This window comes from Streptomyces sp. WG7, assembly GCF_049975785.1.
GTDB lineage: Bacteria > Actinomycetota > Actinomycetes > Streptomycetales > Streptomycetaceae > Streptomyces.
In genome coordinates this window covers 1-13,399 of record NZ_JBNGGE010000018.1, presented here as the reverse complement: position 1 = coordinate 13,399, position 13,399 = coordinate 1, and the positions used below count along the sequence as shown (strand labels likewise).

The following is a 13,399-nucleotide window of genomic DNA, read 5'->3' as shown; positions in this document are numbered from 1 at the left end:
TGGGCGTCGGTTCGTAACCCCGTTGCGGGTGTCCGTGCTCGGTGGGTCCGGGTCGATCGGCGCCGGGGCGGGGTGCCCGACCGCCACGTCCGGCCCCGGCCCGGCCCGGGGCCCGGGTGAACTGGGGGCCGCCTCCTGGTGGCGAACTCGGCCTCGAGCGGACGAAGAGACCGCGAGGGTGACGGCGACGCACAGGATGCCCCGACGTGCGGGGCCTGCGGGCTCTTGACCCTTACGTGGCGTCAGGCTCCATAGTGGGGCACGTGGAGGATCACTGGACCGTGGGACGCGTGGCTGGGCTGGCCGGCGTGAGCGTCCGCACGCTGCATCACTATGACGAGATCGGGCTCGTGCGTCCGTCGGCGCGGACCGCGGCCGGGTACCGGGCCTATTCGGCGGGCGACGTGGAGCGGCTGCGGGAGGTGCTGGCCTACCGGCGCTTGGGCTTCGGGCTGCGGGAGGTTGCCGAACTGGTCGGCGACCCGTCCGCCGACGCGGTCGCGCACCTACGCCGACTGCGCGGCCTGTTGCTGGAGCGGCGCGATCGCGCCGACGCCATGGTGGCGGCCATCGACACGGAACTTGAGGCACGGGCGAAGGGACTGGCGGTGACACCGGAAGAACAACTGGAAATGCTCGGTGCACGGCTGTACGACGCGATCGGCGGCGCCTACACCAGGACACGGCGTACCGATCCGCGGATCGCCGCGCAGATCTGGGCCGCGCTCGGGGACGCGCGGACGGTGCTGAACGTCGGGGCCGGCACCGGCTCCTACGAGCCCGCTGATCGCGACGTGACCGCGGTGGAGCCATCGGCGGTCATGCGGGAACAGCGACCCGCGGGCTCGGCGCCGTGCGTGGCCGCCGCCGCGGAGAACCTGCCGTTCGAGGACCGCTCCTTCGACGTCGCGATGGCCGTCTCCACCGTTCACCACTGGGGGGACCCGATTGCGGGGCTGCGCGAGATGCGGCGCGTGGCCCGCCGCGTGGTGGTGCTCACCTTCGACACCGACGAGCCCGGATGGCAGGACCGGTTCTGGCTCACCCGCGACTACCTGCCCGAGTTCGCCACCGTCCTCGCGGACTTTCCCTCGCTCGCCAGGATGGCCGACGCGATCGACGCCCGCGCCGAGCCGGTACCCATCCCGTGGGACTGCGCCGACGGCCTGTTCGAGGCGTACTGGCGCCGACCGCGGGCGTATCTGGAGGATCACGTACGCCGTGCGTCGTCGGTGTGGACGAGGGTCGGCCAACAGGCCGAGCAGCGGGCGGTACGAAGCCTCGGCGACGACCTCGACTCCGGCCGTTGGGCCGAGGACAACAGCTACCTCGTCGACATCGACGCGGCAGACCTCGGCCTCCGCCTGCTCATTGCCTGAACCACGGCGCGTTGCTCCTGCGGGGGCGGGGCCGCCGGGAACACCCCGCGATGCCGTTCGAGTCGGTCCACAAGCACCTCGGAAGATGAGACCGGGAAAGGGGCCGGGGTGCAACGAGGTCGGCGCATTCCCCCTGACCGGGGAGAACACACCGTAGTGCGGATGAATGCGAGCGTCGAGGACCGCTACTTCCACGCCCTCCGTGTGCCCCTGGTGGGCTCCGAGCACGCCCCACTGGGCGAGGAGAACTGTCCCCGCCGGCGCGGCTTATCGTGAGAGGAGTCCGGTATCTCGGTGTGTGTCGGTGTGTGCCGGTTTCCGGTCAGGTGTTGCACGCCGTTGTCACTGCCGGTTGAGGGCGGTGGCGACCTGGTCCATGACGTGCTGCCAGTGCGCCCGTTGCCGTTCGCGCTCTTCAGCGCTTGCCAGGTGCTCCTGGTGGAAACGGAGCAGCGTCCGGGCTCCGTCCGATGCGGGGGTGAGGGCGACCTGGACCGTGGTGGTGCCGTGGGTGACGCGGATGCGGTCTGCGGGGCGGTAGCCGCGCACCTCGCCCGCCACTCCTTCGGTCGTCCGGTAAGGGGTGCCACGTTCCGGGGCGAGGACCGCGCCGGGGCCGAGCCAGAGGGCGATGCCTTCGGGACTGCTGATGAAGTCCCAGACGATGCCTGCGGGGCGGGGCAGGGTGCGGGACACGCCGATCTGCCAGCCGACGTCCTTGGTGAGTCCTGTGGGCATGACGGTCATCCTTCCTCGGTGTGGCGGGCGCGCAGCGCCCTGACCTTGTGGCGGTTGCCGCAGTGCTCCATGGAGCACCAGCGGCGGCGGCCGGGGCGTGAGGTGTCGACGTAGAGGAGGTGGCAGTCCTCTGCGGCGCAGGTGCGGACGCGGTGCGCGAAGGGGCCGGTCAGCAGCTCGACGGCGTCCCGGGCGACGGTGGACGCCAGGTGCGTTCCGGTGGGGGTTCCGGCCCACTGTCGCTTCCCGGCCGGCGTGATGGCGGGGGCCATGGCCGGACGAGCGGCTGCTTCAATGATGGCCTCCAGGTCGCGGGGCGGGTGAGGCTCGCCGCGCGTGTGGGCGATGATCACCCGGAACAGTGCGTCGCGCAGTCCTCGTGTGTCGGCCACTTCTGCTTGGGAGATGTCCAGCGCGGGCGTCGGAGTCAGTCGCGACCGGTCTGCCCAGGCGGCCAGGTCGGCGGGCTCGTGCAGGACCTCGTGCCGGCGGTAGGAGCCGGGGCCGCCGGTGATCAGCAGTTCCAGGCACAGTGCGCCGGGGCCGAACCGGTAGGCGACGCCGGTGTGGGAGCACAGCGTCAGCCCCTTGGCTGCGGAGACGTCCATGTAACCAATATAACCGGTTACTTGGCCCTTGGGTCGGAAGCTGGTCATCGACAGCACGAACGCCTCCGTCCTCGCGGACTCGACGCGCGTGAACCGAGGGCCGGCCGGGCACTGGCGGATCATGCAGGACCGGTGGGCAACGAGTTCTGCGTGGCTTGAGTCCGGTCCCGGTTCGCGGAGCATGGGTTCTCCGGCACCGGGAACGGGCTCATACGCTGCTCAGGACACCGGCCCCGCCGTACCGTGCGGCATAGGCCCCATTGACCCGCAGGGTTGTTGACGCGGGTGATGGGTGGGTGGCCGTCGAGTGAGGTGTGGCTGCGGTGGTGGTTGTAGGTGTGCAGTAAGTCTGCCAGGGCTGCTGTTCGTTCGGTGTTGCTGGTGTAGGGCCGCAGGTAGGCCCACTCGTCCAGCAGGGTCCGGTTGAAGCGTTCGACCTTGCCGTTGGTCTGCGGCCGGTAGGCGCGGGTGAGCTTGCCCCTCGCGCCGAGGTCGGCCAGTGCATCGCGCCAGGCGAAGCTCTTGCGGTAGGGCCAGGCGTTGTCGGTCAGCACCCGCTCGACGCGGTCGATGCCCTGTGCGGCGAAGAAGGCTGCGGCGGCCGTCGAAGGCCAGCGGCGCGCCGGCGGTCGAACTCGGTGAGATGCCGGGCGCGGTCAGTCGTATGGAAGCTCCAGCGGGGCGAAGACATCGAAGAGGTCGCCGGGGCCGGGATTCTCCGGATGTGTGGCGCCGCCCAGATGGTGCAGCACCCCCCACACGGCGTTCAGCGCCGTGGTCACGGCCCCCTCGGCGAAACCCCCGGTCCAGGAGACGTCGTCCCCGCACAGGAAGAATCCGCGCTGCTCCGGGTCCATCCCGTCCTGCATGAACTGGGTGAACAGTCGTCGTTGATAGCGGTAGTGGCCGGGCAGATTCGACTTGAAGGCCCCCATATAGCGGGGCTCGGTCTCCCAGGTGACGGTCAGCGGCTCCGCGACGATGTGCGAGCGGATGTCGACACCCGGATAGATCGCGCCCAGCTGGGTCAGCAACGCCTTCAGCCGTTCCTCGGCCGAGAGCGTGGCGACCTTCAACGAGTCGTCGTTCCAGGTGTACGACAGACACATCACCGCATGCCGGTCAGGCCCCTCGTCGAACAGGTAGACCCCGCGCGGCAGCCGATCGGTGAGCGTCATGCTCATCACATCCTGGCCGGTCGTCGGGTCGATGTCCCGCCAGAACGGCCGGTCGACCAGGACGAACAGCTTGGAGGCGCCCATGTAGTGGGTCCGCTCCACCGCCGTCCACAGCGGAGTGGACAGCAGCGCCGGATCGCAGTCGATCTGGTGCAGCAGCGTCCACACGTGCGGGCTGAAGACCACCGCGGGGAACCCCCGCTCCTCTCCGTCCTCGTCCGTCACCCGTATGCCGTCCGCCGTATGCCGTAGCCGGGTGACCGCGGGGCGTGGCCGGCCGTCGTGCAGTGACGCCAGCGAGGTGCCCTTCGGCCAATGCGTGAGCGTCGTCGGCCGGTGCTCCCACAGCCCGTGCGGCACCTGGGAGGAGCCGCCGATGATGCCGACCTGGTTGTCGTCGGCCCCGGTGACTACGACACGCAGCACCTCCAGCACCGAGTTGGGGAAGTCGGTGTCCCATCCGCCGGTGCCGAAACCGACCTGGCCGAAGAACTCCCGGTGCCGGAACGACCGGAAGGTGGGTGAGGTGGCCAAAAACCCGTAGAAGGATTGGTCGTCGAACTCCGCGACCAGTCGGTTCCAGAGCGCCTTGAGCGAGATGACGTCCCGCCGTTGCACGGCGTCACGCAACACGGCCAAGTCGGCCCGCTCCTGCAGCGCTTTCTCCCAGGCGCTGGCGACCCCATGGTAGAGGTCCGGGAGCTCGTCGGGCCTGCGCGCCCGGTCGCGACCGCCGTTCAGGGCGATCAGCGTGCTCGGGGTGGTCGGCGCCAGCGGGTTGGGAAAGGGGCGGGTGCGCAGCTCCAGCAGGTCTATGTAGTGGAACAACGACCTCGCGGAGAGGGGGAAGCGCATCGCACCCATCTCTGCCTTGTACTCCGGATTTCCGGGAAAAGGCATGGAGCGCATCCGGCCGCCCAGCTGCTCCGCTTCGTAGAGGACCGGACGAAGCCCCAGGCGTAGGAGTTCGTATGCCGCGGTGAGGCCGGACACTCCGCCACCGACGACCGCGACTTCGGTGCCGTGCACGGCGCTCGGCAGGGTGCCGAGGCCGACGGGATGGCGTAACCAACTGTCATAGGAGAAAGGAAAGTCCGGCACCAGCATCGTCGTGGCGGACGTAGGTGCAGACATCATGGCGTGAACCTCCTGGGCGCCGGACGGCATGTCGATATCGCCCACATCGCCTGACTGCCGGAGCCGCACCAGCCACGCCTCGATTCTGCGTACGGGAACTCCGTCACCGTATGCGCGAGTGCGGTTCAGACGCCCTCGAAGCGAAGCCGATCGATTCGGACGAGCTCCTTGACGACGCTCCACTGACACCTGGAAACACCACACCCTGTCTCTGTGCCGGGTGGGAGGCGACCAAACCCCGTTATGTGTAGGCGGCATGCGCACTGTACCAGTGCCGTTGACATGGCAACGTAACCAACTCCCCGACCACGAGTGCATTTTGACTGGTTCAGGGTTCAGGGGTTCACTGGACGTTCGACCGCCGTGAGATCAGGCCTGCCTGTTCCTGACCCCTGCCGGACGCGGTGGCTTGAGCCGCAGCCTCGGTGGGCGCCTGGAGTCTTCGGTTCGAAAGCTCGGACGCGGTGTACTGCGCGCCGCGGCGTCGTACCAGGGCCTGGCAACCAGGCGGTCGGCTTCCGCGCAAGGGGTCCCCGTGACGCCTGCGCCCTGGACGGGCCCCGACCCCGAGGGCTTCTTGGTGCGCCGGCATGTCGTCCCGAGCCCCGTCGCGGTTCGTGGCGCGTATATGCTCGCAGCGTTGGATGCGTGTGACGGTCTTTTGGACTTGAACAGGGAGTTTCTGGCCCCTTGATGGAGAAGCTGTATACCGGCCGATGGGTTCGCCGTTATCACCCCTCGGATGAAAGCCCGATCCGGCTGGTCTGTCTGCCGCATGCCGGCGGCTCGGCCCCCTTCTACTTTCCCATGTCCCAGTCGCTGGCTCCGGCGGTGGATGTCCTGTCGGTGCAGTACCCCGGCAGACAGGATCGCAGGGATGAGCCCGGGATCACCGACATCGGTGTCTACGCCGACCGACTCACCGCGGAACTCGTGCCATGGCTGGACAGGCCACTGGCTCTTTTCGGCCACAGCATGGGCGCGGTTCTGGCCTTCGAGGTGACCCGCAGGCTGGAGCGCGACCATGGCGTCTCACCGGTGCGGATCTTCGCCTCCGGACGGCGCTCACCCTCGAGTTTCCGCCACGAGACAGTGCATCTGCGGGACGACGACGGGATCGTTGCGGAAATGCGTGCACTCAGCGGAACTGACTCGAGGATTCTCGGTGACGAGGAAATCCTCCGCATGGTGCTGCCTGCCATTCGCAGCGACTACACCGCGATCGAGAACTACCGCGCCGCACTTGAAGACACCGTGCTGGCCCCCGTCACGGTACTGACCGGTGATGCCGACCCGAGGACGAGCAGGGAAGAAGCGGACGCCTGGGAAAGGCACACCACTGGTGGATTCGGCATTCACCGTTTCCCCGGCGGCCACTTCTTCCTGGCGAGTCATCAGGAACGGATCATGAAGCTTGTCTCTGAAGAGCTGGCCGCCGCCGCTCGGAGGGGCTGAGCCGCCGCTCGCAAGGCCGAGCAGAACACCGCCGCCTCGGCGCGGTGTTCGCGGTCGTCATGAGCTGCCGAAGGCCTCCTGGCCATGGCCTTGGTCGGGCTGGGAGAACAGCTGGTCCGCGAGCTCCTCGAGCTTTCGCCTGTGTGGCTTGCCGTTGGCGTTGAGGGGGAAGCGGTCGAGCACATGCAGACGGTTCGGCTGCTCCCAGGGCGGCAGGACCGCCTTGATGAGGGCCTGCCAGTGTTTGGCGTCGCGGGCTTGCTCATCTTCGACGAAGAAGACGAGGGAACAGCCCCGGTCCGCGGCGGGCATGGAGACGATCTTGGCTGAGCATCCCCGGTCGGCGATCTTGCGTTCGATGATCTCCGGGTAGAGGGTGTAGCCGTTGCGGTTCACCGCCAACTTGCGGCCAATCACGTGGAGGTTGGCGTGGTCGTCGAGGTAGCCGAGGTCGCCGGTGGTGAACCAGCCCTGGGGGACGGAGTCGAGGTCGCCGTCGGGGTTCAGGTAACCGAGCATCATGTCCGGGCAGTCAACGAGCACCTCGCCGATCTCGTCCGAGGACAGCACTTCGCCGGTGTCGCCGACCACCTTCAGGGCGAGCCCGTCCAGCACCGTTCCGCAGGCCACGGGGTTGTCGAGTGTTGCGAACGCCACATTGCCCAGTTCGGTGCTGCCGTAGCTGTCGAGCAGCGGCAGGCCGAACTCGTCGACGTAACGGCGGTTGAGGGTGGGGTCGAGCGCGGCGGCGCCGCTGCAGAACATGCGGACCGTGCCGAGGGATGCTTTCGCCGCGGGGCGTTTCGCGAGGATGTTCAGGATCGAGCGGTACGTCGCCGGTGTCGCGTCCAGGACGGTTGCGCCCGTGTACCCGGCGATGCGCAGTGCGCGGTCTAATCGGCGGAAGGGGGCGATCACCAGCGAACAGCGGACGATCCACGCGATCAGGACCATCGACAGCCCGTACTGATGGTTGAAGGGCAGCAGCGGCAGCAGCACGTCGTCGGAGGTGTGCCCGACCTGTTCCGCGTTGCGTTCGAGGTTCTTCAGGAACCGGCCGCCGTTCTTCACGATTCCCTTGGGCTGACCGGTGGAGCCGGACGACCACATGATCAGTCCGTCGGGCAGCGCGGACCACGCGGTGAAGTCAAGGGTGCGATCTGTGGGCGTCCGTCCCGCCGACACGGCCAGCAGCTCGTAGAGGGAGGCGACTTCATCGCCGTCGAGCACCGGTGCATCGTCGTCGACCAGGACGACCTTTGCCCTGGCCTGGGTTCGGATACGTTCCGTTTCGGCGGCCTTCTCCTGCTGGTCCACCAGTACGATCGACGCGCCGATGTGCATCAGAGCCAGTAACGCGCCTACAAAACCTGTCGAGTTTCCCGCCTTGAGCAGGACCCGCGTGCCGGTGTGTACTCCCCGCGCACGCAGGGTGTCGGCGATGGCGAGAGCCTTCTGCTCGAAATCCGTCAAAGTCTCGGCCGAATCGGCGGCGAAGATTTTCGCGGCCATGGAATTCACCCCGCTGTTCCGTGGAGGTCACCGCACGTTGGCGCGTCCCATCAACAGTCGTCGCTGAAGCGCACGACACGCATCGGCCGTGACTGAGCGCTCAGAGTAGTGGTCCTCGATCATGTCGTCCATAAAACCTGACCCGCTTCGATCGCGGCAACTCGCCAAGTTTAACTAATTGTTGGGTCTGGCTCCGGGGCGTGGCATGCTGGTGTTGATCAGTACGGCGGCTGGCTCCGACCGGCCGGTCGTCGTCCAGGGAAAGGACTTGCAGGTGGCTCGTTCCTTCATCGCCGAGTTAGCTACCTCCGGGCACACCGTGCCCGTCCGGGCATGCGTCTACGAGTCCAACCCGCCGGTGTGGCTGTTCCCCTCCATCGGCGAGTACCCCCTGTACGACGACTTCGCATACGGTCAGATGCTCAAGGACGAGCTGCGGATGAGTCGTTATGCCGAAGCCGTCCGACGCTACGCACCCGGGCGGACGGTGCTCGACATCGGCACCGGGCAGGACGCGGTGTGGGCGTTGGCCGCCGCCCGCGCCGGGGCGCGGCACGTGTGGGCCGTGGAAGTCATCCCCAAGTCCGCGCAGATCGCCCGGGAGGCCATCGAACAGGCCGGCTTCGCCGACCGGATCACCGTGGTCGAAGGCCTGTCCACCGAGATCGAGCTCGCCGACCCCGTCGACATGTGTGTCTCCGAGATCATAGGCACGCTCGGCGGCTCCGAGGGCGCGGGCGCGGTGCTGCGGGACGCTCGGGAGCGCTTGGTGAAGCCCGGCGGAGTGTTCATCCCGCACCGCAGCGTCACCACGGCCGTGGCGCTGGACCTGACCAGTGCGGCGGCCGGTGAACTGCCCAGCTTCCCCCTGTTCACCTTCCGTTATGTGGAGCAGGTGTTCGCTTCGGTGGGCCGCCCCTTCGACCTGCGGGTGTGCCTCGTGGGACTGCAGGACGACCCGCAGACGCAGGAACGGTCGTACGTATCCGACACAGCCGAGGTGGAGCCGCTCGAGTTCAACGGTGAACTGCGACCGGAGGGTGTCGACCGGGCCGAGCTGACATTCACGCGGCGGGGCCGCTTCCACGGGCTCGCGCTGGGCATGCGCCTGTGGGTGGCCGAAGGCGACGAGCCGCTCGACTCCCTGGTCCAGCCGAGCAGTTGGACCCCGGTGTACGCCCCGCTGTCAGAGGCAGGCCTGCCGGTGCGGCCGGGCGACCGGTTCGAGTTCCAGTTCACCACGGCGATGAGCGACGACGGCGTACACCCCGACTACGCGCTGACGGGCAAGCTGCGCCGTGACGTCGGTCCAGCAGTGCCGTTGCGCTGGAGTTCGGCACACCATCAGCATGGCTTCCGCTCGACGCCGTTCTACCGATCGCTGTTCCCAGAAACTTGAGACTCCCCCTCAGCTCCAGAACTGGGACCAGAGACAAATGCAACGCCTTTAGGCACTGAGACCGGCTCAGCCTGCGCGGAGCCGAATCCGACCCGCCCACGAGGACCAAGGCCGTGGCTCCTTTCCCCTGCATGTCGGTACAGCGTCGTGCCGCCACCGACCGCGGCGCCGGCGAACCACCGGCGGTCCACCCCGCATATGGAGGAACGATGCCCAGCCCCACCGGCCGCCCGGCGACCCGGGCACCTCGCCCCGGCGAGCAGACGAGCGCGGTCGTGTTCCCGGGACTGGCGGGAACGACCTTCGCCGCCCTGGGGAAGTTCCTCGTTCTGGACCGGTTCGCCCGCCCCCGGCTGCGCGTCGCCGACGAGGTGCTCGGCTACTCGCTGCTCCAACGCTTCCGCGACTCCGCGGACGACGACTACTCCGAGGCGGCGCAGGTCGCGTCCCTCATCAGCTCGCTCGCGCTCGCCGAGCGGGCGGAAACACAGTCAGGCGCGCGGCCTTTCTTATGCGCGGGGCCGAGCTTCGGTCTCCGCCCCACCGCCGTCTACTCCGGCGCCCTGGACCTCGCCGATGGAATCCGGCTGACCGCCCGGATCGCGCGCCGGGAACGCGAGTACTTCCTCACACGACATACCGACCTGGTCACCCACACCGTCGCACGCGTACCGGAGGACCGGCTGGCCGAACTGCTCGCCGAGTGGACCGGGCGCGGCGACTGGTTGGAGGTCTCGGGCGACCTCGACCGCGGGTTCGCCATGGTGTCGATGCGGGAGGCTCTCCTCGACGACTTCAAGACCGCCATCAGCCGGATCGGCGGCTACTCCATGTACACCATGCGCCCGCCCGCCCACGCCACCCTCCTGGGCGAACTGCGCCACGCGATGGAGCAGGACGTCTTCTCCGGGTTCGACATCCGCGCGCCCCGGATCACCGTGGTCAAGGACCAGGACGGCTCGATCGTCGACACGGCCGAGGCCATGCGCACGATGCTGCTCGACACCTTCAACCGGCCGTTCGACTGGCGCGCTGTCGTCGGCACCCTCGTCGCCCGGGGAGTGCACACCGTCCACTTCACCGGAGCAGACGCACTCTTCTCCCGGTTGGACACCACTGTCCGGCACTTCCACGTCGTGAAGGTCGACCCGAAGTCGGCCTTGCTGCCCTCGCCGTCCCACGTTGGAGAAACCGCATGACCACCGATGCCCCGTCGTCGACGCCTTCGGGACCCGAGGCACCGGAGGACCTGCTGGCACGGCTGCACCGGGTGACCCCGGAGCGGGCCCGGCACCTGCTGCTGGACCTCGTCGTAGCGCAGATATCCGCGGTCCTTCAGCTGCCGGACGGGGAGCGCGTCAAGCCGGAACAGCGGTTCGCGGACCTGGGGCTGGGCTCGCTGGCCGCGGTCGACCTGCACCGCGGCCTCACCGCCGCGACGGGCCTGTCCCTGCCGGTGTCGATGGCGTTCGACGAACCGACCGCGGCCGATCTGACGGACTTCCTCGCCCACGAGTTGTTCGGCGACAAGGACACCGCCGCCCCCGTACGCCACGAGCGGGCCACCGCCGACGACCCCGTCGTCCTGGTCGGCATGGGATGCCGGTTCCCCGGCGGGGTGGGCTCACCCGAGGACCTCTGGCAGCTGGTGCTGGACGAGACCGACGCCATCGGGGACTTCCCGGACGACCGCGGCTGGGACGTGGCCGGGTCCTACGACAGCGACCCTGACCGCGCGGGCAAGACCTATGTGCGCTCCGGTGGCTTCCTCACCGGGGCCGCGGACTTCGACGCCGAGTTCTTCGCGATCTCACCGCGTGAGGCCCAGGCGATGGACCCACAGCAGCGGCTGCTGCTGGAGGTTTCGTGGGAGGCCGTTGAGCGGGCCGGGATCGACCCGAAGGCCCTGGCAGGGTCCGCGACCGGCGTGTTCGTGGGGATGGAGGACCACGAGTACGGCCCGAAGCTCGTCCACGCACGCGACGGTGCCGAGGGCTACCTGATCACGGGCAACGCCTCGAGTGTCGGTTCGGGCCGGATCGCTTACGCGATGGGGCTCCAGGGCCCGGTACTCACGGTCGACACCGCGTGCTCGGGCTCCCTGGTCGCGCTGCACCTCGCCGCGCAGTCCCTCGCCCGCGGCGAGTGCGACCTGGCACTGGCCGGAGGTGTCGCCGTGATGGCGACCGTCGGCGGCTTCCTCGGATTCAGCCGCCAACGCGGACTCGCCGCCGACGGCCGGTGCAAGGCCTTCGGTGAGGGCGCTGACGGCACCGCCTGGGGCGAGGGCGTGGGCATGGTCGTCCTGGAACGACTCTCCGACGCCCGGCGACACGGACACCAGATCCTGGCGGTCCTGCGCGGCTCCGCGATCAACTCCGATGGCGCCACCAACGGCCTCACCGCGCCCAGCGGTCGCGCGCAGCAGCGGCTCATCCGCCAGGCGCTCGCCAACGCCGGCGTCGCGCCCTCCGAGGTCGACGTCGTCGAGGCGCACGGCACCGGCACCGCCTTGGGAGACCTGATCGAGGCGCAGGCGCTGCTCGCCACCTATGGCCAGGGCAGGACGGAGCCCGTGTGGCTGGGGTCGCTGAAGACCAACATCGGCCACACCCAGGCCGCGGCGGGTGTGGCGGGCGTCATCAAGATGGTGATGGCGATGCGCCACGAAGTCATGCCGCGCACCCTCCACTCCGATGAGCCGTCATCCCGCGTGGACTGGACGTCCGGCGCGGTGGAGCTACTGCGGTCGGCACGCGAGTGGCGGCGTACGCAGCGACCGCGCCGCGCCGGGGTGTCCGCGTTCGGCTTCAGCGGCACCAACGCACACCTGATCCTCGAGGCAGCCCCCGACACCGCTCCGGCGGAGCGGCAGGCCGTGACCGGGCCGGTGCTGCTGTCCGCCCTGGACCAGGAATCCCTGCGTGCCCAGGCGCAGACACTGGCCCACGCGGACCTCGCTTCCGTGCGGGACTACGTGTCCTCGGCGGCGACCGCCCGGACATGGCTGCCCCACCGAGCCGCGGTGGTCGCCACGGACGCGGACGCAGTCCGCCGTGGCCTGAGCGCCCTGGCCGCCGGAGAAGAAGCACCGAACGTGACGAGCGCACGCGTGAGCGAGGGACACACCGCGTTCCTGTTCACGGGCGACGCGACCGAGCTGCCCGGAATCGGGCTGTCCGAACGGTTCCCGGTCTTCGCCCAGGCCCTCGACGCCGTGTGCGCGGAGCTCGACGTCCACCTGCCCCGCCCGTTGAAGCCGATGCTTCTCGGGACCCTGCACGTCGACGAGGCACTGGACGACGCCGCCTGGGCGCAGCCCGCGGCCTTCGCTGTCGAGGTCGCGCTGGCCCGGTTGCTGGAGTCCTTCGGCGTCGTTCCGGACCACGTCATCGGGCAGGGCTCCGGCGAGATCACCGCCGCCCATGTTGCCGGGGTGCTCTCCCTGGCGGACGCCGCCGCGCTGTCCGCAGCGCGCGGCAGGCTGGCGAGCGAACTCGCCGCTGCCGGTTCCCGAACCGGCGCCGTGCTGGAGGAGATGCGCTGGGTCGCCAGGGTGCTCACGTATTCCGCTCCGCGCATTTCGATCGTGGCCGGGCGGATCGTTTCAGCTGAGGAGATCGCCTCGCCCGAGCACTGGGCGAGCGGGCTCCTTGAGTCGGCGGATGTGTCCGACGGCCTGGAAGTGCTGCGTACAGCCGGTGTGGCGACGGTGCTGGCCCTCGGGCCGACCGCTGCCGACTCTGCCGACACGGTGACACTGCGCCCGGGGGACGCACAGGCGTTCATGGCCGCGCTGGCGGAACTGTACGTCCGCGGTGTTCCCGTGCAGTGGCAAAAGCTGTCCGGCGTCGACGACATGCGTGAGCCCTCCGCCTTCCAGTACCGGCACCCATGGCCCGGCCCCGAGCGGGTCGTGCCGTGGGTGGTGTCGGGTAAGTCGGCGGAGGCGGTGCGTGCTCAGGCGGCCCGGTTGCTGGAGTGGGCGGAAGC

The 13,399-nt window shown here is 69.0% G+C and carries 9 protein-coding genes and 1 pseudogene; 5 read left to right on the top strand and 5 right to left on the bottom strand.

The window, feature by feature from the left end:
* The first annotated feature begins 281 nt into the window (after positions 1 to 281).
* Positions 282 to 1,379 (top strand): MerR family transcriptional regulator, encoded by a 1,098-nt coding sequence (locus tag ACP4J0_RS19500; RefSeq protein WP_426599945.1) that lies wholly within the window; start codon positions 282 to 284, stop codon positions 1,377 to 1,379.
* 342 nt (positions 1,380 to 1,721) lie between these two features.
* Here ACP4J0_RS19500 and ACP4J0_RS19495 read toward each other — a convergent pair whose 3' ends face one another.
* The 4 genes and pseudogenes from ACP4J0_RS19495 to ACP4J0_RS19480 all read right to left on the bottom strand — a co-directional run bounded on the left by ACP4J0_RS19495 (position 1,722) and on the right by ACP4J0_RS19480 (position 5,040).
* Positions 1,722 to 2,117 carry an SRPBCC family protein gene (locus ACP4J0_RS19495; RefSeq protein WP_426599944.1) on the bottom strand — a complete coding sequence of 132 codons (396 nt, stop codon included), beginning with the start codon at positions 2,115 to 2,117 and terminating at the stop codon, positions 1,722 to 1,724.
* Positions 2,118 to 2,122: 5 nt separating this feature from the next.
* Positions 2,123 to 2,725 (bottom strand): CGNR zinc finger domain-containing protein, encoded by a 603-nt coding sequence (locus ACP4J0_RS19490; protein WP_426599943.1) that lies wholly within the window; start codon positions 2,723 to 2,725, stop codon positions 2,123 to 2,125.
* Between the two features lie 257 nt (positions 2,726 to 2,982).
* Positions 2,983 to 3,324: pseudogene (locus ACP4J0_RS19485) on the bottom strand (integrase core domain-containing protein); the annotation flags it as partial.
* A 57-nt stretch (positions 3,325 to 3,381) separates the two neighbouring features.
* The gene (locus ACP4J0_RS19480; RefSeq protein WP_426599942.1) at positions 3,382 to 5,040 is read right to left on the bottom strand and encodes a flavin monoamine oxidase family protein; all 1,659 of its coding nucleotides are present in this window, start codon (positions 5,038 to 5,040) and stop codon (positions 3,382 to 3,384) included.
* A gap of 693 nt (positions 5,041 to 5,733) precedes the next feature.
* Between ACP4J0_RS19480 and ACP4J0_RS19475 the strand changes: the two genes are divergently transcribed.
* The gene (locus ACP4J0_RS19475; RefSeq protein WP_426599941.1) at positions 5,734 to 6,495 is read left to right on the top strand and encodes a thioesterase II family protein; all 762 of its coding nucleotides are present in this window, start codon (positions 5,734 to 5,736) and stop codon (positions 6,493 to 6,495) included.
* A 57-nt stretch (positions 6,496 to 6,552) separates the two neighbouring features.
* On the opposite strand, the gene ACP4J0_RS19470 is transcribed toward ACP4J0_RS19475, so the two are convergent.
* Positions 6,553 to 8,007: a class I adenylate-forming enzyme family protein gene (locus ACP4J0_RS19470; protein WP_426599940.1), complete on the bottom strand. Its 1,455-nt coding sequence runs from the start codon at positions 8,005 to 8,007 to the stop codon at positions 6,553 to 6,555.
* Positions 8,008 to 8,281: 274 nt separating this feature from the next.
* Here ACP4J0_RS19470 and ACP4J0_RS19465 point away from each other — a divergent pair, with 274 nt between their 5' ends.
* The 3 genes from ACP4J0_RS19465 to ACP4J0_RS19455 all read left to right on the top strand — a co-directional run.
* Positions 8,282 to 9,406 carry a 50S ribosomal protein L11 methyltransferase gene (locus ACP4J0_RS19465; RefSeq protein ID WP_426599939.1) on the top strand — a complete coding sequence of 375 codons (1,125 nt, stop codon included), beginning with the start codon at positions 8,282 to 8,284 and terminating at the stop codon, positions 9,404 to 9,406.
* 209 nt (positions 9,407 to 9,615) lie between these two features.
* The gene (locus ACP4J0_RS19460) at positions 9,616 to 10,605 is read left to right on the top strand and encodes an ACP S-malonyltransferase (RefSeq protein ID WP_426599938.1); all 990 of its coding nucleotides are present in this window, start codon (positions 9,616 to 9,618) and stop codon (positions 10,603 to 10,605) included.
* Positions 10,602 to 13,399: type I polyketide synthase (locus tag ACP4J0_RS19455; RefSeq protein ID WP_426599937.1), on the top strand; the 2,798-nt coding region annotated here is incomplete at its 3' end. The genes ACP4J0_RS19460 and ACP4J0_RS19455, both read left to right, overlap by 4 nt.